18 protein-coding genes are annotated in these 19,543 nt (G+C 65.5%); 9 read left to right on the plus strand and 9 right to left on the minus strand.

Going from position 1 to position 19,543, the window contains the following annotated elements:
* The first annotated feature begins 205 nt into the window (after positions 1–205).
* Positions 206–2,119, plus strand: a complete 1,914-nt coding sequence (gene speA / locus PST29_RS03385) for an arginine decarboxylase (RefSeq protein ID WP_060837350.1) — start codon at positions 206–208, stop codon at positions 2,117–2,119.
* 115 nt (positions 2,120–2,234) lie between these two features.
* Entirely contained in the window at positions 2,235–3,110 is an 876-nt protein-coding gene (locus tag PST29_RS03390; protein ID WP_060842375.1) for an alpha/beta hydrolase, read from the plus strand.
* Here the strand turns inward: PST29_RS03390 and PST29_RS03395 are convergent.
* Positions 3,104–4,450 carry an MATE family efflux transporter gene (locus PST29_RS03395; RefSeq protein ID WP_060837352.1) on the minus strand — a complete coding sequence of 449 codons (1,347 nt, stop codon included), beginning with the start codon at positions 4,448–4,450 and terminating at the stop codon, positions 3,104–3,106. The genes PST29_RS03390 and PST29_RS03395 overlap by 7 nt on opposite strands.
* A gap of 67 nt (positions 4,451–4,517) precedes the next feature.
* Positions 4,518–4,811, minus strand: coding sequence for a hypothetical protein (locus tag PST29_RS03400; protein ID WP_060837353.1), 294 nt, complete (start codon positions 4,809–4,811; stop codon positions 4,518–4,520).
* A gap of 187 nt (positions 4,812–4,998) precedes the next feature.
* Here PST29_RS03400 and PST29_RS03405 point away from each other — a divergent pair, with 187 nt between their 5' ends.
* The 5 genes from PST29_RS03405 (at position 4,999) to PST29_RS03425 (ending at position 9,450) form a co-directional block, all read left to right on the plus strand.
* On the plus strand, positions 4,999–5,304 hold the full coding sequence (locus PST29_RS03405) for a MazG-like family protein (protein WP_016967051.1): 306 nt from the start codon (positions 4,999–5,001) through the stop codon (positions 5,302–5,304).
* Positions 5,301–6,050, plus strand: coding sequence for a methyltransferase (locus PST29_RS03410; RefSeq protein WP_060837354.1), 750 nt, complete (start codon positions 5,301–5,303; stop codon positions 6,048–6,050). Before PST29_RS03405 ends, PST29_RS03410 begins: the two co-directional genes overlap by 4 nt.
* An 11-nt stretch (positions 6,051–6,061) precedes the next feature.
* Positions 6,062–6,670 (plus strand): DUF4136 domain-containing protein, encoded by a 609-nt coding sequence (locus PST29_RS03415; protein ID WP_060842376.1) that lies wholly within the window; start codon positions 6,062–6,064, stop codon positions 6,668–6,670.
* A gap of 36 nt (positions 6,671–6,706) precedes the next feature.
* On the plus strand, positions 6,707–7,264 hold the full coding sequence (locus PST29_RS03420; protein ID WP_060842377.1) for a DUF4136 domain-containing protein: 558 nt from the start codon (positions 6,707–6,709) through the stop codon (positions 7,262–7,264).
* A gap of 167 nt (positions 7,265–7,431) precedes the next feature.
* A complete protein-coding gene (locus PST29_RS03425) occupies positions 7,432–9,450 on the plus strand; it encodes a pilus assembly protein TadG-related protein (protein WP_060842378.1) in 2,019 nt (672 codons plus the stop codon).
* Here PST29_RS03425 and PST29_RS03430 read toward each other — a convergent pair.
* Together PST29_RS03430 and PST29_RS03435 are read right to left on the minus strand one after the other, a co-directional pair.
* Positions 9,435–12,200: a PAS domain-containing sensor histidine kinase gene (locus tag PST29_RS03430; protein ID WP_060842379.1), complete on the minus strand. Its 2,766-nt coding sequence runs from the start codon at positions 12,198–12,200 to the stop codon at positions 9,435–9,437. The two genes, PST29_RS03425 and PST29_RS03430, sit on opposite strands and share 16 nt — an antisense overlap.
* Entirely contained in the window at positions 12,197–12,634 is a 438-nt protein-coding gene (locus PST29_RS03435) for a TadE/TadG family type IV pilus assembly protein (protein WP_060837359.1), read from the minus strand. Before PST29_RS03435 ends, PST29_RS03430 begins: the two co-directional genes overlap by 4 nt.
* 73 nt (positions 12,635–12,707) lie before the next feature.
* Here PST29_RS03435 and PST29_RS03440 point away from each other — a divergent pair, with 73 nt between their 5' ends.
* Together PST29_RS03440 and PST29_RS03445 are read left to right on the plus strand one after the other, a co-directional pair.
* Entirely contained in the window at positions 12,708–13,178 is a 471-nt protein-coding gene (locus tag PST29_RS03440) for a prepilin peptidase (RefSeq protein ID WP_060842380.1), read from the plus strand.
* A gap of 125 nt (positions 13,179–13,303) precedes the next feature.
* Positions 13,304–14,095, plus strand: a complete 792-nt coding sequence (locus tag PST29_RS03445) for a response regulator transcription factor (protein WP_060842381.1) — start codon at positions 13,304–13,306, stop codon at positions 14,093–14,095.
* 72 nt (positions 14,096–14,167) lie between these two features.
* Here PST29_RS03445 and PST29_RS03450 read toward each other — a convergent pair whose 3' ends face one another.
* Genes PST29_RS03450 through cpaB form a run of 5 tightly spaced genes read right to left on the minus strand, consistent with a single transcriptional unit; the run spans position 14,168 to position 19,388 of the window.
* Positions 14,168–15,052, minus strand: coding sequence for a type II secretion system F family protein (locus PST29_RS03450; protein ID WP_060837362.1), 885 nt, complete (start codon positions 15,050–15,052; stop codon positions 14,168–14,170).
* A gap of 1 nt (position 15,053) precedes the next feature.
* Positions 15,054–15,935, minus strand: coding sequence for a type II secretion system F family protein (locus tag PST29_RS03455; RefSeq protein ID WP_060837363.1), 882 nt, complete (start codon positions 15,933–15,935; stop codon positions 15,054–15,056).
* A 16-nt stretch (positions 15,936–15,951) separates the two neighbouring features.
* Complete coding sequence (locus PST29_RS03460) at positions 15,952–17,226, minus strand: CpaF family protein (RefSeq protein ID WP_060837364.1); 1,275 nt, start codon at positions 17,224–17,226, stop codon at positions 15,952–15,954.
* Positions 17,223–18,410: an AAA family ATPase gene (locus tag PST29_RS03465; protein WP_060837365.1), complete on the minus strand. Its 1,188-nt coding sequence runs from the start codon at positions 18,408–18,410 to the stop codon at positions 17,223–17,225. Before PST29_RS03465 ends, PST29_RS03460 begins: the two co-directional genes overlap by 4 nt.
* A gap of 39 nt (positions 18,411–18,449) precedes the next feature.
* Complete coding sequence (cpaB, locus tag PST29_RS03470; protein WP_060837366.1) at positions 18,450–19,388, minus strand: Flp pilus assembly protein CpaB; 939 nt, start codon at positions 19,386–19,388, stop codon at positions 18,450–18,452.
* Between the last annotated feature and the right edge of the window lie 155 nt (positions 19,389–19,543).

Here is a 19,543-nt window from a genome sequence, read left to right on the forward strand (position 1 = left end):
CCTCTGACTGGACCCTGTCTTGATTCGCTCAGGACGCTGGCGTCGTCTCCCATGGTTTTCACAGAGCCTGTTCATGAACGGTTTCTAAACTCAGCACGGCAGGCGCGGTCTATTGCGCTTGCAGGCTAATCGTCATTTTCATTCTTTAGACTGCGCCGACCCCGGATTGGGGCGGCGCTCTATGACTTCTTTATAGGGGACTTCGATGTCCGTACGACGCACACGTAAAGACGATGGCAGCCAATGGACAGTTGCGGACAGCCGCAGTGTTTACGGGATTCGCCATTGGGGGGCCGGGTATTTCGCGATCAATGACGCCGGTCGCGTCGAAGTTCGCCCGAACGGCCCGAGCAGTTTGCCCATCGATCTGTTCGAGCAGGTCGAGGAGCTGCGCAAGAGCGGTCTGTCCCTGCCGTTGCTGGTGCGTTTTCCGGACATTCTCCAGGACCGCGTGCGTCAGCTGACCGGCGCGTTCGACGCCAACATCGCGCGCCTGGAATACCAGAGCAAGTACACCGCGCTGTACCCGATCAAGGTCAACCAGCAGGAAGCGGTGATCGAGAACATCATCGCCACCCAGAACGTCTCCATCGGTCTGGAAGCCGGTTCCAAGCCCGAGCTGCTGGCGGTTCTGGCCCTGGCGCCCAAAGGCGGCACCATCGTCTGCAACGGCTACAAGGACCGCGAGTTCATCCGCCTGGCGCTGATGGGCCAGAAGCTCGGCCACAACGTGTTCATCGTCATCGAGAAAGAGTCCGAAGTGGGCCTGGTGATCGAGGAAGCCGCCTCGCTCAAGGTCAAGCCACAGGTCGGCCTGCGGGTGCGCCTGTCGTCCCTGGCGTCGAGCAAGTGGGCCGACACCGGCGGTGAAAAGTCCAAGTTCGGCCTGTCGGCGGCGCAGCTGCTGTCGGTGGTGGAGCGCTTCCGCGCCGCCGGCCTGGATCAGGGCATCCGCCTGCTGCACTTCCACATGGGTTCGCAGATCGCCAACCTGGCGGACTACCAGCACGGTTTCAAGGAAGCCATCCGCTACTACGGCGAGCTGCGCAACCTCGGCTTGCCGGTGGATCACATCGACGTCGGCGGCGGCCTGGGCGTGGACTACGACGGCACCCACTCGCGCAACGCCAGCTCGATCAACTACGACATGGACGACTACGCCGGCGTGGTGGTGGGCATGCTCAAGGAGTTCTGCGACGCGCAGAGCCTGCCGCACCCGCACATCTTCTCCGAGAGCGGCCGTTCCCTGACCGCCCACCACGCCATGCTGGTGGTGCAGGTGACCGACGTCGAGAAGCACAACGACGACGTGCCGAAGATCGACAACAAGGAAGAGCTGCCGGAAACCGTGCAATGGCTGGTGGACCTGCTGGGTCCGACCGACATCGAGATGGTCACCGAAACCTACTGGCGCGCCACGCACTACATGAGCGACGTCGCCGCCCAGTACGCCGATGGCAAGCTGACCCTGGCCGAGAAAGCCCTGGCCGAGCAATGCTACTTCGCGGTCTGCCGGCGCCTGCACAACTCGCTGAAGGCCCGTCAGCGTTCCCACCGCCAGGTGCTGGACGAACTCAACGACAAGCTGGCGGACAAGTACATCTGCAACTTCTCGGTGTTCCAGAGCCTGCCGGACACCTGGGCCATCGGCCAGGTGCTGCCGATCCTGCCGCTGCACCGTCTGGACGAAGAGCCGCTGCGTCGCGCGGTGCTGCAAGACCTGACCTGCGACTCCGACGGCAAGATCAAGCAGTACGTCGACGAGCAGAGCATCGAGACCAGCCTGCCGGTGCACGGCCTCAACGAGGGCGAGGACTACCTGCTGGGGATCTTCCTGGTGGGCGCCTACCAGGAAATCCTCGGCGACATGCACAACCTGTTCGGCGACACCGACTCGGTGAACATCTACCAGCGGCCCAATGGCAGCGTGTACCACGCCGGGATCGAGACCCACGACACCATCGAAGACATGCTGCGCTACGTGCACTTGTCGCCGGAGGAGTTGATGACTCACTACCGCGACAAAGTGGCCAGCGCCAAGATCAGCACCGCCGAGCGCACCCAGTTCCTCGACGCACTGCGCCTGGGCCTGACCCGTTCGTCCTACCTGTCGTCCTGACGCTCGGCGCAAGCCTTGAAAACCCACCGCATGCGGTGGGTTTTTTTTGTCCCCGGTGCAGCCATTGCAGCTAGCCTGAACACAGCCGTCCATGGTGGGCGATAGGGGGCAAGCGATGAGCGATACGACCCGCAGGACCTGGCGCTTGCTGTGCAGCACCCTGGTGCTCAGCCTGCTGGTGGCCTGTTCGCCGCTCAAGCTGCTCAACGCCCTGACTCCCGGCAGCACCTTCATCAAGACCCCGGACATCGCCTACGGCAGCGATCCACGGCAGAAGCTCGATGTCTATCAGCCGCGCGGGGCGGCTCCCGGGGCGCCGGTGGTGGTGTTCTTCTACGGTGGCAGTTGGAACAGCGGTTCGCGCAGCGACTACGACTTTGTCGGCGAGGCCCTGGCCTCCCGGGGCATGGTGGTGGTGCTGGCCGACTACCGGCTTTATCCACAGGTGCGTTACCCGGCCTTTCTCGAGGACGCGGCCCGCGCCGTAGCCTGGACTCATGAACACATCGGCGGCTATGGCGCCGATCCCCAGCGCCTGTTCCTGATGGGGCACAGCTCCGGGGCGTACAACGCCGCGATGCTGGCGCTGGACCGACGGTTGCTGGAAGAGGTCGGGCTGAGCCCGCAGATCATCAAGGGCTGGATCGGTCTGGCCGGGCCCTATGACTTCCTGCCCATTCGCAACCCCGAGGTGCGCCCAGTGTTTTTCTACCCCGACTCGCCGCCGGACTCGCAGCCGATCAACCACGTCAGCCAGGGCGCGCCGCCGGCGCTGTTGATCGCCTCCAACCAGGATTCCCTGGTCAACCCGCAGCGCAATACCGGTGGTCTGGCCAACAAGCTGCGCGCGGCAGGCGTGCCGGTGCAGGAGTTTTATTTCGCCCGCACCAATCACGCCACCCTGGTGGCCGCCCTGTCCCGCCCCTTGCGCGGGCTGGCCCCGGTGCTGGAACGGGTCAGCGGCTTTGTCCAAACGCCGCCGGCTCAGTGAGCCCCGGCGAACCAGCCGTCACGTCGCTCCAGCTGCCAGGCGAAGGCACCCAGGGTCAGGCTGCGCAGGAGCATGAACAGCAAGAAGCTCAGCCACAGGCCGTGGTTGCCCAGGCCTTGCAGGGCCCAGGCAAAAGGCAGCAGCAGGAGCACGGTGAGGAGCATGCCGTTGCGCATTTCCCGGGCCCGGGTAGCGCCGATGAACAAGCCATCGAGCAGGTAGCTCCAGACTGCGATCAAGGGCAGCACGGCGAGGTAGGGCAGGTAGGTGAAAGCGGTCTGGCGGACTTCGGCAATGTCGGTCTGCATCTCGATGAACAGGTGGCCACCGAGCAGGAACAGCGCGGCAAATCCCAGGCTGGCCAGCAGCGACCAGCCCCCGGCCACCACCAGTGAGCGACGCAGCGCCGGGCGATCATGGGCGCCAATGGCGTGGCCGCACAGGGCTTCCACCGCGTGGGCCAGGCCGTCCAGGGCATGGGCGGTGAGCAACAGGCCATTGAGCAGCAGGGCATTGGCCGCCACCGTGGCATCGCCGAGGCGCGCGCCCTGGACAGTGATCAGGAAAAACACCGATTGCAGGGCCAGGCTGCGGATGAAGATGTCGCGGTTCACCGCCAGCAGCGGGCGCCAGCTCTGCCAGCGGCGCAGGGCGGCCCAGGCAATCTGTCCCGGGTAGGCGCGCAGGGCCGGCCGGGTCATGGCCAGGCCGATCAGCGCGCCGGTCCATTCGGCGACCACCGAGGCCCGGGCCGAACCCACCACGCCCCAGTCCAGTCCGAGGACGAACCACAGGTTGAGGGCGATGTTCACCAGGTTGGTGCTCAGCAGGATGGTCAGCGGCGCCCGGGCATTCTGGGTGCCGAGGAACCAGCCCACCAGGGCGAAGCTGGCCAGGGCCGCGGGCAGGCCGAGCAGGCGGGTGTGGAAAAATGCCCGGGTCATCTGGTCCAGGTCCGCCGAGGGCTGCATCAGGTGCAAGGCCGCGCCGCTCAGCGGCACGCCAATGGCTCCCAGCAGCAGCGCCAGGCCCAGGGCCAGCAGCAGGCCCTGGAGCAGGATCTGGCGCAGCGCCGCACCGTCGCCGCGTCCGGCGGCCTGGGCGGCGAAACCGGTGGCGCCCATGCGCAGGAAACCCATGGCCCAGGCGAGAAAGGTATAGAGGCTGGCGCCCACCGCCACCGCACCCAGTTGATGGGCGTGGGGCAGGTGGCCGATGACCGTGCTGTCCACCAGGGCCACCAGGGGCACGGAAATGTTCGACAGGATCATCGGCGCGGCCAGGGCCCAGACGCGACGATGGGTGGGGCGATGACGCCAATCGGTGATCAGGGGGGACATGCGGGCTCCTTGCGAGAGCCGGCATTGTAGCCCCGGCGCCGTGATGCGCCGAGGTTTTACCGCCGCGTCAGTGGATGATCCAGCTCAGCAGCCAGAGGCCCAGCACCAGCCAGATGATGCCGAGGATGATCGAGGCGCGCATGAAGGCGCGGATCGCCCAGTAGAGAAACATCAGGCCGACGATCAGGCCGATGATGCTGACGATCGACGTGTCCATGCCCAGGGCCCGGGCCAGCCCATCGACGAAGTTGCCGCCGGCGTGGGTCAGGCTGCCGAACAACCCGCTGAGCAGGTCGACGATGAAGCGGATGACCGAACCTATGGCCTGGCCAAGCCATTCGAAGAAGCTTTCTACCTGCATGTGTGTGTCCTGATCGACGAGGGGCCGGGTGCCCGCTCAACCTTGGGCCATGACTGCCCGTAGCGAGTTCCCGGTTCAGCATAGAAGCTGCCGGGGTCGCACATTCTGTAGGAGCCGGCCGGCCGGCGAAAGCGCTCTTGCGTCCCACGGCCATCCCCCGGAAGCTATACGCCTTCAGGAGACCCCGATGAACCTAGAGCAACTGACCCAACGCCTGCATGCCATCCGTGACCGCAACGACTGGCGGCAATTTCACAGCCCGAAGAACCTGGCCATGGCCGCCAGCGTCGAAATGGCCGAACTGGTGGAAATCTTCCAGTGGCTGACCGAGGACCAGTCGCGGCAACTGCCGGCGGACAAGCTGGCCCATGCCGGCCAGGAAGTGGGCGACATCGTCCTCTACCTGCTGTTGCTGTGCAGCGAATTGGGGCTGGACATGGACCAGGTGGTGCGCAGCAAGCTGGCGGACAGCGAACGGCGGTTCTGCTCATGAGCGACCGGCATTTCGACCAGCTGGCGACCCGTTTCGCCGAGAAGATCTATGGCGGTGCCAAGGGCGCGATCCGCCTCGCGGTGCTCCAGGCTGACCTCAAGGAAAGCCTGCCCCAGCGGCCGCTGCGGGTGCTGGATATCGGCGCGGGCCTGGGGCACATGTCCTTGTGGCTGGCCGAGCAGGGGCACCAGGTGACGCTGGCCGAGCCCGCCGCGCCGATGCTCGACGGTGCCCGCCAGCGCTTCGCCGAGGCCGGGCAGCAGGCGACCTTCATCCAGGCGCCCTGGCAGGAACTGCTGGGCCAACTGACCGAGCCCTACGACCTGGTGCTCTGCCATGCGGTGCTGGAATGGCTGGCCGAGCCCCACGCGATCCTGCCGGTGCTGCACCAGTTGACCCGCGTCGATGGCTGGTTGTCCCTGGCCTTCTACAACCGCGATGCGCTGGTCTACCGCAACCTGCTCAAGGGCCACTTCCGCAAGATGCGCAAGAACGACATGGCCGGTGAAAAGCAGAGCCTGACTCCGCAACAACCGCTTGATCCTCGCGAGCTGGCGGCGCAACTTGATGGCTTGTGGCGAGTCGAAACCCAGAGCGGAGTGCGGGTTTTCCACGACTACATGCCGGTGGAGTTCCAGGCGCGAGCCGAGCTGACGGACCTGTTGCAAATGGAACTGGCTCACCGCCGACACCCAAGTTTCGCCGGCCTTGGGCGTTATCTGCATTGGCTGTGCCGGCCGGTCTAACGGAGTGCGCAATGAAACGCCGTCTGGGTCTGATCTTCCTGTGTTCGGGGCTTGCCGCCTGTCAGGGCAGCAACCCCTACGTCGCCAGTAGCAATCCCCTGCCGCCGGCGCCGCCGCAAGCGGCCAACACCTTCGACCGCAGCGCCTACCCGGCGGCGCCGCGCGATTATGGACGTTATCGCAACTGGGCCTGGCTCAATGGGCGCCTGCCCAACGGCTCGGCCTGGGCCGATTCGGCACAGATCGCCGAGGCGGTGAGCAACGCTCTGGATCAGCAGGGCCTGCGTCCGGTGCTAGACCGGCGCCCGGCGGACCTGTGGGTCAGTGCCGATCTGCACCTGGAGAAGCGCCTGCGCCAGGTCCAGGACGACTACGGTTATGGCGGCTACGGCGGTTATAACCGCTATGGCCCGGGCTACGGCATGTACGGCAGCGTGCCGGTGGTGCGCACCTACGAAGTCGAAGTGGTGGTGGTTCGGGTCAATCTGTACGACGGCGCCAGTGGCCAGCCGGTATGGAGCGCCAGCGCCGAAACCAGCAGCCGCGGCAGCCTCGGCGAGCGCGCCGATGCCTTGCGTGAGGCGGTGCAAAAGGCAATGGCGGCCTATCCTCCCAGTTAGGGCCACCGGTGGTTGTTCTTGAATCGGAGAATCAGCATGTTCCATCGAATCGCGTTACTGGTATGTGCCGCCTTGCTCAGTGCCTGTGCCGCCAACCAGGTCAATCATGATTTCGACGCCAGCCGGGACTTTGGCGCCTACCGCAGCTGGAGCTGGAAAGAACCCGCCCTGCAATATCGCCCCGATGATCCGCGGATCAAGAGCGACCTGACCGAGCAGCGCATCCGCCAGGCGGTCGCCGAGCAGTTGGACCAGCGTGGCCTGCGTCCGGTGCAGGGCCCTGCCCAGGCCGATCTCAAGGTCCAGGCATACCTGATCGTCGAGGACCGTCAGCAGCAGGTCACCACCAACTACGGTGGCGGTTGGGGCGGCCCCTGGAATGGCTACTGGGGCGGGCCGATGTACAACGAGACCCGCAACATCTCCTACAAGGTGGCGACCATCCAGATCGACCTGCTCGATGGCAAGGACGGCAAGCTGGTGTGGCGCGGCAGCGACGAACAGTTGCTCAGCAGCTCGCCGAGCCCGGTGGATCGCAGCGCCGCGGTGCGTAATACGGTGATGCGTATCCTGCAGAACTACCCGCCGCACTAGGGCCTTGGGTCCCGCGCGGCACACGCCTCGACATTGACTGGCGGAGCACCCTGGCGCCGCCAGTCAGGCGAGCTGGCACCTTGCCAGCGACGGCCCGGCCTTTGACTACACTGCTGTGCATCGATGGAGTGCGCGCTCGGCCACGAGCCGGGAAAAGGAGTGCCCCGATGTCTCCCCTGAAGCGTTTTACCGGTCCGCGTCGCCAGCGTGGAGCCATTGGTCTGATGGCTGCCGTGACCCTGGGGCTGGCGTTGTTGCTGATGGTCGTGGTGGTGGACAGCGGCCGGCTGTACATGGAGCAGCGCAAGTTGCAGCGGGTCGCCGACAACGCAGCCCTGGAGGCCGTGAGCCGGGGCGGCAACTGCCAGGCCGGCCTCAGCGCCGCGACCTATGCCGGACAGAGCGCGACCCGCAATGGTTTTACCGTCGACGCCGGCAGTACCCTGACGACCGCGTGCGGTGCGCTGACCACCGGGGCCAACAGCTTGCGCACCTTCAATGCCGACCCGGCGCAATCGGCGGCCGTGCGGGTAGTGGCGACCCACACGGTGCCCATCAGTGTGGCGTCGGGCATCGGGGCGCTGTTCACCCCGGGGCCGATCAACCTCAACACCCAGCTCAGCGCCACGGCGGTTGCCGCCGCGCCCACCCCGCCGCGGGCGCAACTGAGCATTCGCAGCACCCTGGCCACCGTCGACAGCACCAACTCACCGCTGCTCAATACCTTGGTGGGCAGCATGCTGGGCGGCAGCCTCAACATCAGCGCCGTGGGCTGGAATGGCCTGCTCAACAGCGACATCAACCTGCTGCGCTACCTCGACCAGTTGGCCATCGACCTGGGGGTTGCCGCGGGCAACTACAGCCAGTTGCTCAACACTCAGGCCAGCCTGACCCGGCTGATCCAGACCGCCGCCACCGTGGTCCAGGCCAATGGCGCGACGGCCGATGTGCTGGCGGCCCTGGGCGCCCTGCAAGTGGCGGTGAGCAGCCAGATCCCGCAACTCAAGCTGGGGGATATCCTCAAGTTGCAGACCGGTGCGGCGACCACCGCCCTGGATGCCAATCTGCAACTCTTCCAGTTGCTGCAGGCGATGATCCAGCTGGCCAACAGCAAGAGCGCGGTGGCGGCGGTGGTGCCGGCCAACCTGCTGGGCCTGGCCAACGTCACCATCAGGGTCAAGGTCATCGAACCGCCGCAGTTCTCGGCGGTCGGCGATCCCCGGCTGGCCATCCTCGATCCGAAGGGCGTCAACGGCATCTATGTCCGCACGGCCCAGGTGCGCACCCTGGTGTCGGTCAACCTGACCGGATTGTCCGGGATCACCGGCCTGGCCAACGCCCTGCTGGGCCTGGTGAGTTCACTGACGCCGACCCTCAACAGCGTCCTGAGCCTGAACCTGGCGGCCACCATCAACTCCGTCGGTTGCCTGCTGGGCGCCGGCTGCCAGCAGGTCGATCCCGAGGTGCTGCCCACGGCGCGCATCGACATCAACCTGGAACTGGGGGGCGCCAAGGCCTACGTCACCAACTACAGCTGTCCGACGGACAACGCCGGCAGTAAAAGCCTCACGGTGCACAGCGAGTCGTCACTGGTCGATATCAAGGTCGGGCAGATCGATCCCAATACCGCCTTCTCCTCGGCAGCAGAACCGGTGGTGACGCCGGTGCCGATCGTCGACCTGGGGATCTGGACCTGCCACAAGATCCTCGGCATCGGCAGTTGCGGACCGGCGCGGACGGCGTTCGCCGCCGGCGGCATCGGGCTCAAGGTCGACAGTGCGCTGGGGCTCAGCCAGACCGGACCCAACGTCGGGCGCGACCTGGTGTACGCCAGCAGCGCGCCGCCGTTTCCCACGCCGCCCAACGTCAATCAGGCGCCGAGCTACCAGAACGCGGCGCCGACCAACAATCTGGTCAACAGCCTGTCGGGCGCTATTGCCGGGATCAGCCTGGAGGTGTACCAGCCGACCAGTGGCAATCTGCTGGGCTCGGTGGTGGCGGGGGCGGGAGGTCTGATCAATGGAGTGACCAGCCTGATCATGCCGCTGATCAGCAATCTCTTGAGCCCCTTGCTCGATCCGCTGCTCAACAGCCTGCTGGCGACCCTGGGCATCAAGCTGATGGACGTTGAGGTCGGGGCCAATCTCACCTGCGGGCAGACCGGCCGGGCCTACCTGGTGATCTGATCCGCCGGGGCAATCGGCAGCTCGATGCAAAAGCGCGCGCCGTCCACTCCGTTGCTGACGCTCAGGCGGCCGCCCATGTTTTCCACGATGCCGTAGCTCACCGAAAGCCCGAGCCCGGTGCCGATGCCCGCCGGCTTGGTGGTGAAGAAGGGTTCGAAGATCCGCTCCAGCAGGCGCGGGTCGATACCGCCGCCATTGTCCTCGACCCACAGGCGTACCCAGTGTTCGTCGCGCTGGCCATGCACGGCAATCCAGGGCTTGAAGGCTTGCCGCTGCTGTTGGCCCAGCAGCGCGTCCCGGGCATTGACCATGAGGTTGATCAGCACCTGCTCCAACTGGTCGACGAAGCCCAGCACCTGCACCTCGAACCCCAGCTCGCTGATGCGCAGTTCGATCCCTTTGCCGCGCATGCCTTCGGCCAGCAGGGACAGGGTGCCCTCGATGGCCAGGGCCGGGTTGAAGGGTTGTTGTTCCACCTCCGAACGTCGGCCGAACACCCGCATGTGATCCACCACCCGGGCGGCCCGCTGCACCTGGGTGTCGATGCGATGCAGTTTGTCGGTGAGGTAGTCGATCTGGATCTCGCCGCTGTTCAGGCGCTTGAGCACATTGACGATGGCCATGCGCATCACGTTCAGCGGCTGGTTGATTTCGTGGGCCAGGCCGGTGGCCATTTCCCCCAGGGTGGCCATTTTCGCGCTTTGCATGAGCTGCTGCTGGGCACGTCGGACTTCGGTGTTGTCGCGGCCCACGGCCTGGATCTCCAGCAACTGTCCCTGCTCATCGAAGACCCCGCGATCGGACCAGACCCACCAGGCGTGTTCACGCCCCGGCAGCTGCAGGCAGATCTCGGCGGTGCTGAGGGGAAACTCCGGGCTCAGCCGCTGGATCCTTCGCTCGAAACCTTCGCGCTGTTCGGCAGACAGCCATTGCCCAAGATTGCTCCCCGGCAGTTCCTCGGCGGGGCATTCCAGGTAGGCCGCCAGTGGCCGGTTGCCGAAGGTCAGGGTCAGGTCCGGGCGGTAGCGGCAGATCATCGCCGGCGAGTCTTCCACCAGGATCCGGTAGCGCTCCTCGCTCTGGCGCATCTGCTCGGCGGCCAGGGTCGCCTCGGTCACGTCCAGCCACAGGCCGACGGCCTCCACCGGCAGCCCCAGGTCGTCGCGCAACAGCTTGGCTTCATCCATGACCCAATGGAAAGCCCCATGGCGGTCGCGCAGGCGATAGCGGGCGTGGACGCTGCCTTCGCGCAACAACTGGCGGCAGCGCTGGAAATACAGGTCGTGGTCCTCGGGGTGCACCCAGTCCGCCAGGCCGGCCGCGGTGCAGTCCTCCAGGCTCCAGCCCAGCAGCGGTTGCAGGCTGGCGCTGAAAAAGCTCGGTTGCAGGGCGCCTTCCAGGTAGCGCTGGACGTAGATCACCGCCGGTGAGCTGGCAATCAGATTGTCCAGGCGCGCATGGGCCGCCGCCGCCTGTTGCTGCTGGTTCTTGATATCGCTGATGTCCAACATGAAGCCCAGGAGCCGCTGTTGTTCCCCCCGTCCCAGGGACTGGCCCTGCAAGCGGTACCAGCGTGGCGGCAGGCTCGGGTCCGGCCCGGGCAGGCGCACGCAGAGCAGCAGCGGCTTGCCCAGGGTCAGGGCGTGCAGGCGGCTGGCCAGTTCGCTGCGGTCGGCGGGGTGAATCAGCTCCAGCCAGTCCTGGACCGGTAGCCTGTTGCACGAGTCGGGCAGCTGCAGACTGGCGACCAGCTGACTGGCCAGCTCGATCTCGGCGGTCTCCGGGCACAATTCCCACCAGCCGGCGCCCAGCAGGCCCTGCAGTGCCTCCAGGCGTTCCAGATGCAGGTGGTTGCGTTGTTCGCGCAGGCGCTCGAGCAAGGGCTCGGCCAGGGCCGCAGTGAGCATCAGCCAGTCGCGTTCCAGCAGGTGCGGCGCCTGCTGCTGCACGGCGTAACAGCCACACAGCAACCAGGCGGCGACACCGTGAGCGTCCCGGTAGGGCACCAGGAAGCCTTCGCGGTGACCGAAGATCCCCTGCAGGCGCGGGTGTTCATTCAGGCCCTGGATGTGATTCAGGTGCAGCGGGGCATTGCCGCTCAGGCTGTCCAGGCCGCTGCCCAGAACCTGGCCGTCTTGCCACAGCCGGGGGGCGTCGTGGGCGTTGTAGCCGCTGTGCAGTACCCAGGTTTGTTCCTCGTCGTCGAGCAAGGCCAGGCCCACGCAAGGGATGTGGCAGTAGCGGGCCAGGTCGGCGAGTTGGTCGAGCAGCACGTCCGGCAGCCGGCTCAGGGTGCACAGGCGGATCTGCTCGTTGATCTGCGTGGCGAAGATCTGGCATTGCTCCCGGCTCAGGGCCTGCTGGCGCTGTTGGATCAGGTCGCCGATGTCCAGCAGTTGCAGCAGCCACTGGCTGCCACAGCTCTGGACCCAGCCGCGCAGGTGCAGGGTCTGGCCGCCCAGTCCGCGCAAGTCCAGATCCAGCACCTGTGCGCTCCAGTCGGTGGGGTGCCCCTCCAGGGCCAGGGCGCAGCCGGGCAGGGCGTAGTCCATCAGGTGGTGGGGCTCGGGCGAGGGCGGCAACTGCGCCAGCGCATGGCGCAGCGGTCCGCTGCTGGTGAGGATCCGCCCCTTCGAATCCAGCACCAGTTGCAGGCCGACGGCCTGGGCCGGCAACGGGGCCTGGGGTTCGTCGGCGGGCGCTGGCTGGCGGCCCAGCAGGCGCCCGAACAGCTTGTCGCTGGCGTTCAAAATTGCACGCTCGAGAGGGCGGACAGGGTAGTGGGCAAGTTGGGGACCGGGCCTATCACCGGCAACACCAGGCGCGGTAGCACCTGGGTGAGCTTCGCGGTGGGGTAGTCGATGCGCACGGTGAGCACGCCATTGGCATACACCGCGCTGTAGTCGGTGGCGGCGAAGTTGAAGAGGGTTGGAATCCACAGGGTCTGGGCCTGCACCACGCTATTGGCCAGGTTCTGCACCGTGGTGGCGTAGTTGGCGCTGTTGGGATCCACCGCCACGGCGCGGCGCACGGCCTCGGCGGTGGCCTGGTTGAAGGACTGCATCATCAACAGCGGCAGGCTGTAGCTGACCAGACCGTAAAACACCGCGAAGAAGATCACGAACACCGCCGCGAACTCGATGGCTGCAGCGCCCTTCTGCTTGCTGGGGAGGCCCGGTTTCATGAGTGCGTCTACCCTGACAGTCACTATGTCCATTGAGCATAGAATCAATCCGGTAAAAGGAGCTTTTTAGCTGATGCATTTCTGGGTTCTGTGGATCTGGCTGGGGCTCTGCGCGGTGCAGGACCTGCGTCAACGGCATATTGCCAACACCTTGACGCTGGGCGCCGCGCTGCTGGCGAGCGGCTACCTGCTGTGGACCGGCAGCACCTGGCTGGGCGCTGCGGCTGCCCAGGGCGGCTGGGCATTGTTGCTGGCCCTGCTGCTCACCCTGCCGGGGTACGCCATGGGGCGGATGGGGGCGGGGGACGTCAAGTTGATGGCCGCCCTGGGACTGGCCAGCGATCCCGAACATCTGCTGGGAACGTTTATCGGCGCCGGGGTCTGCAGCCTGCTGTGGCTGCTGCTCGTCCCCAGGCTCCGACTCGCAGCGAAACAGGGGCTTGAGCCACAAACCGAGACCTGCGCCACGGGGCTGTCAAAAAAATACCCGTTCGCCCCCTTTGTCCTGGCTGGAATGGTCTTAACTGTGTGCGTGATCCACTAGTCGCCGGGCCGATTAATGCTATGTACATAGTCGGAAAGTAGGTCTAGGTTTTAAGTCGTGGCTGCCCGGATCCTGCGGGCAGGACAGGAGTGGTCAATCGGCGATTGGCCCGCACGGAGTCGCACGTGAACAATCTCACCTCCCAGATGAAAGTGCTCGTGGTTGATGATCAGCCGCTGATTGTCGAAGAGCTTTGCGAGTTTCTTGAAAACAGCGGTTACCGCTGTGTCCCTTGCGAGTCTGCCCGCCAGGCGGTGGAGTGCTTCAACAGGGACCCGGACATTTCCCTGGTGCTCTGCGACCTGCACATGCCCGACATGGACGGGATCCAACTGGTGCAGGAACTGCAGCGCCTGGCCGGCAAGCAACGGGTGTTCGAAGCCATCATGCTCACCGGACAGTCCGACAAGCAGGACGTGATCAAGGCCATGCGTGCCGGCATCGCCGATTACTACCAGAAACCCATCGACCTGGATGAACTCCTCGAAGGCCTGCAACGTCAGGAAGTCGCCTTGCAGGAGCGGCAGAAGAACCTGCACCTGGGGCATCTGAACCAGAAGCTGCAGTTCCTCTCCGAATCCATCGACGACCTGTACCAGGACCTGGACAAGGTCCGACGCACGCCAGCCGCCAGCCGCGCCGAGGAGTCCCTGGACGAGGGCGGTGGCGATGCGGACCCGTTCGAAGTGCCTGCGATCTTCAACCAGCTCTCCCCACGCCAGCTGGATGTGGCGCGACTGGTGGGCAAGGGGCAGACCAACTACCAGATCGCCTGTGAACTGGGGATCACCGAAAACACCGTCAAGCTCTATGTTTCCCAGGTCCTGCGGCTGACCCACATGCACAACCGCACGCAACTGGCCCTGGCCTTGTCGCCGAGCAATTCGGGACTGCGCCAGCGAGTCACCGCCCACTGAGGCTGTCGCAGCCGGCGGCGGGCCATTCGCCGCCGGCTGCGACACTCTTGCCCCTGTCCAGCCGGCCAAGGCTCAGTAGGCAAAGGCCCGGGCAATGGCGGTAAAGCCGGGCCCGGCCAGCACGATCAGCAGGGCGGGAAACAGAAACAGCATCATCACCACCGACATCTTGGCCGACATTTTCGAGATGTATTCCTGCAAGCGGGTCAGGCGCCGGTCGTCGAGCAATTGCTTGAGGGCCTGCAGGGATTTCATCGCGCCGCCACCCTGCAGGATCAGTTGCTGGAGAATCACGCAGGTGTCGGTGAACTCGTCCACCGCCAGCAGGGTCGCGGTCTTGTTGAGTTCCTGGCCCAGCTCCAGGCCTGAGTCCACCCGTGCCAGGATCAGGCGCAGTTCGTGGGTCAGTTCCGGCAGCAGTTTTCCGGCCTCGTTGCTCAGGACCCGCAGCGCCTGCTCCACCGCCATGCCCGACTCGAACAGGATGCGCAGCAAGGGAATGAAGGTGGAGATCTCCAGGGCGATGTGTTTTTGCCGGCGTTGGGCGGCGTAGGCCAGGACCCGCTTGGGCAGCAGGTAGCCGGCGCCGGCGGCGAGCATCGGCGTCAGCCAGTGGCTCTGGGCTTCGGGAAACGCCACCTCCTGGATGAAGATCACCAGGCACACGGCTACCACCGGGGTGCCGATCTGGCAGGCCGCGAACAGTGAGCGCTGCGCGGACCGGCGCCAGCCCAGGCGATTGAGCAGGGTCTGGGTTTCGCTGTCCATGTTCACCGCGCGTTGGCCGAAACGACTGTTGCCCAGCCGCCGCAGCCAACTGCCCAGGCGGTTGTCGCGGGTCATGTGGCCCTGCAGCCGCTGGGCAATCTGGCGCTCGCGCCGGCGTTGCGTCAGCAGGCCGTTGCTGAGCAGCAGCAAGGCCCCGAGAAACAGCAGCGCAGCAGCCAGCAGAAGCATTTCAGATACTCCTCAACATGCGCCACAGGGCCAGGCAACCGAAGATCTGCAGGCACACCGCGGTGATCAGCATCGCCTGGCCGGAAGGGTCGTGCCACATGCCCAGCATGTAGCCCGGATTGGTGAGCATGAAGTAGCTCACCAGCAGCAGCGGCAGGCTGCCCAGGACCCAGGCCGTCATGCGGGTTTCCCCGGTCATTGCGCGCAACTGCCGGGCCCCTTGCTCGCGCTCACGGATCAGCTTGATCAGGTTCTCCAGCAACTCGCTGGCGTTGCCGCCGTAACGGTGGTTGACCTTCAGCCCCAGGGCGAACATGCGCAGCTCGTCCTGTTCGTAGAACTCGGCGAAATCACTGACCGCGTCCGGCAGGTTGACCCCCAACTGCACGTTGCGCTGGATGCGTCCCATGGCTTGCTTGAGTGGGTCGTTGCTGGCCTCGATGGCGCCCAGCACGGCATCCGCCAGGGTGCGTCCGGACTTCAGGCTGCGCACGCTGTGATCCAGCAGCGCGGGCAGTTGTTCGATCATGCGCTTGAGCCGGCGCTGATACAGCCAGGCAATGGACAGGCGCAGCAACAGGGGCGGCAGCAGCACGCAAGCCAGCAGGCCAAGCCAGTCTCCCAGCAGGTAACCCAGCAGGGTCAGTACCGCCCAGACCGCCAGCCACAGGCCCAGGCGCTCCGTGGGCTGGCCCAGGCCAGCGCGGGCGAAGGCCTGGTCCAGGCCGGTCCATGAACGGCGTTGCGGGTTGAGTTCGGGTTGCCCCTGAGCCAGGCGATTGAGCACGCGTTCGCGCTCGGTCTTGCGCACGCCGTGGTAGAACAGCCAACCGGAAAGCCCCAGTAGCAGCAGGCAGATCAAGGTAAGCAGCAGGCCGATCATGGGCCACCTCGGCGGTTCAGTTGATGCCCAGTCCGCTCTCGCGGCGCAGTTTGTCGCCCGCCGGGTTCAGCGCCTCGCGCTCAAAACCCAGGCCGTTGCGGCGGTTCAGGCGAAACAGGGTATTGGTGACGTAGATGTCCTCGCGGATGCCCACCACCTCCACCACTTCACTGACGCAGCGGCGGCCGTCGGGCAGGCGGGTCAGTTGGATCACCACGTCCAGGGCCGCGCAGATCATCTGCCGCAGGGTGCGCTCGGCCACCTGGCGCCCGGTCAGGCCCACCAGGGTTTCCAGGCGCAGCAGGGCGTCCTGGGCGTTGTTGGCGTGCACCGTACTCATGGAGCCGTCATGGCCGGTGTTCATGGCCGTCAGGACATCCAGCACTTCGACGCCGCGGATCTCGCCGAGGATGATCCGGTCCGGGCGCATCCGCAGGGCGTTGCGGATCAGGTCGCTGGCCTTGACCTCGCCGTGCCCTTCGGCATTGGGCGGACGGGTTTCCAGGCGCACCACGTGGGGATGCCCCAGTTGCAGCTCGGCCACGTCTTCGATGGTGACCAGGCGCTCGTGGGGGTTGATCAACTGGCTGAGAATATTCAGCAGGGTGGTCTTGCCGGTGCCGGTGCCGCCGCTGATGAGAATGTTGCAGCGCTTGCCCACGGCGTCCTGGAGGAACTCGAAGATCGCCAGATCGATGGTCTGCATGGCGATCAGGTCGCTGCTCTTGAGCATGTCCTTGCGAAACTTGCGGATCGACAGGCAGGGGCCGTCCAGGGCAATGGGGGGAATGATCGCGTTGACCCGGCTGCCGTCGGGCAGGCGCGCGTCGACCATGGGCGAGGATTCGTCGAGGCGCCGGCCCAGGGGCGCGAGAATCCGTTGCATGACCCGCTCCACGTGGTGCGCGTCGATGAAGCGCAAGTCGCTCTGGTGCAGCACGCCATCGCGTTCGACGAACACCCGGTGCGGGCCGTTGACCAGAATCTCGGTGACTGCCTGATCGCGCAGCAAGACTTCCAGGGGGCCGAAACCGGTGAGTTCGTCGACGATCTCCTCGGCTAGACGCTCCATTTCATAGCGGGAAATCGCCAGGTGCATGCGCGCGATGTACTCCGCCACCTTGTCGGTGACGAACTGCGAGAGGTTCTGCCGGGAGCTCTCCAGCAGGTTTCTGCCCGACTCTTCGATGGCATCGATGATGTAGCGATGCAGCACCAGTTTCAGGCCTTCGTGGTCGCTGTTGCCCGGCACCGTGCGGGTCGAGGCACCGAAGAGTTTTTCTCCGCTCATTTGCCCCCCATGATTCGATTGAGCCAGCCACCCTTGGGTCGGGCCAGTCCTTCGGAGCGCTTGGCCAGGCGCTCGCCGAGGGTTTTCAGGCTTTGCGTCAGGGCCTCGCGAGGGGCCATTTCAAACAGGGTCACGCCCTGGTTCTTGGCATTCAGGCGCACCTCCGGGCTGTAGGCCAGCACCGCGATCACTTCCAGGCCGAAGGTCTTGCCCAGGGTTTCGGAGTCCGGCGCGACGGCTTTCAGGTAGCGGTCCACCAGCAAGCGTGCGTGATCGAGCTTCAGGCCCTTTTCGCGCCAGTGGTTGAGCACCGCCAGGTTGCGCCGGCAGGCGAGGACGTTCTGGTCGGTGCACCAGATCAGCTTGTCGCAATGGCTGACAAAGGTGCGCAGTGCCTCGCTGTCCGGCTGTCCCACCAGGTTCACCACGATGTGCTGGAAGTGCTGGCGCAGGGCACTGAGCAGCATGTACAGCTCTGCGGCGCTGGTGTGTTCCAGAGGCTCGTCGTGGGGGGCGTAGGCGAGGATCCGCAAGCCGGCCTCGGCACTGGTGAAGGCGCTGTCGATCAGGGTCGCATCCAGACGCCGCAGGTGACGCAGGGCATCGCCGAAGTGGAAGGAACTCTCCAGTCCCAGCAAGGCCAGGCTGTCGCCCCGGGGCAGGCCGAGGTCCAGCAGCAGGGTCTGCTGGCCGCTCTTTTGCACCACCTGGGCCATGTGCCCGGCCAGCAGGGCGCCGTCACCGTCGGCCTGGACCCCGTAGAGCACGGTCAGGCCCCCCAGCTGGGTATTGGGGGTGACCGCCGGCAGGCGTTTGCTCAAGCGCCGCACCAGCCCGGCGACTTCGCTGGAGCGTGAGCCGTAGGCGACGAAATCCCGCGCCCCGGCGCGCATCGCGTTGAGTACCAGCTGATTGTCCATGCCGTCGCCGAGGGCGACGATCGCCAGCATCGGCTTGGCCTCCAGGGCGCCTTCGATCAGTGCGGCCTGGGCCACCACGTGCTCGCGGTCGAGGCCGACGAACACCAGGTTTGCGAAGGTCACGTCCACCAGCGCCAGCAGTTCGTCGAGACTGCCGTCGGCGCCCACCACCTGGCCCAGGGGCGCGAGGGCGCCTTGCAGCCATTCGAGGTCGGTGCTGTTGCGGGTGATGGCAAGAAAGGTCTGGTTCAGGCTTTGACTCATGGTGATAGCCCGCTGCGCATGTCGAGAATCCTCGCCTGATCAGGGCGTTTGTTGAGTGATCTGGTTGCCGCGAATCACCTCCACCGCTGATCGTGGTGCGCCGTTTTGCTGGGCAACCTGACTGCGGGGGGCATTGCCGAGCGCCAACTGGGTGAACTGAAACAAATTGCTGTTGGCCACATTGAGGTGGCTGACCGCGTTTTTGTCGCCAGCCCAGTACTGGGCCAGGCGCTGTTCCTCGCTGCTGCGAACCGCCAGGCGCAGTACGCCGACCTGGGTGGCGAGCATCAGGCGGCTCAAAAGTTGTTCGGGAACGGCCAGGACCACGGTGCGAGCGGCGACCCGGCGCTGGTCCTGCTTGAGCTTTTCTTCGTTGCTCAGTGCAGGGGTGGCGGGCTGTCCGTCGTTGGTCAGCCCCAGCTGTTCGCCGACCGCCAGCACGCGCATCGCCGGGACCGCGATCTGCGCCGACTGCTGCAGATTGGTGGTGTCCTGGCGCAGGAACAGCAGCACGTCGACATAGTCCCCTGGGCTCAGTTGCCCGGCGGCGCCTATCACTTCATCCACCGCCACGGCCAGCGCGCGCTCGTCACGGCGAATCATTCGGGCCAGGGCCCCACCGCTGTCGAAACTCTGGGCGTTGAGCCAGGTCCCGGCGCTCAGTTGCCGCCAGGGCGTGCGTCCCACCGCCTGATCGATTGCGCTGAGGCTGCCGGCCGGTGCGGTGCGCAGTTTTTCCAGCGCCAGATCGGCGGCGGTAAGGGGAACGAAAGGAGGTACGTCGCGCACCACTACCACCACGGGCTGGCGGGTCTGGTCTTCGGCGCTGGCAGTGGTTTTTTCAACCATGCTCGGGGCTGCCGGGGCAGGCGCGGTGGTGGGCGCAGGCTGGCGGCTGAGTACCAGCCCCCAGTAACCGAAAAACACCGCACCTAGCAGTAGAAGCCCAGCCAGGCCTATGGTGACGCGACTGTTCATAAAGGCTCTCCCTATCCTGCTGCATTACCAGTCGGCGCTTCCAAACGAGTTAACTTCGCAACTAGGCAGCTATGAACATGCAACTATTTCGCTATGTGAAGGTAGTAGAGCTAGGACGAAATGCCATTAACTCGCGGAAAAATTGCACACAAAAG

Source organism: Pseudomonas sp. St29, from assembly GCF_001547915.1.
Classification (GTDB): Bacteria; Pseudomonadota; Gammaproteobacteria; order Pseudomonadales; family Pseudomonadaceae; genus Aquipseudomonas.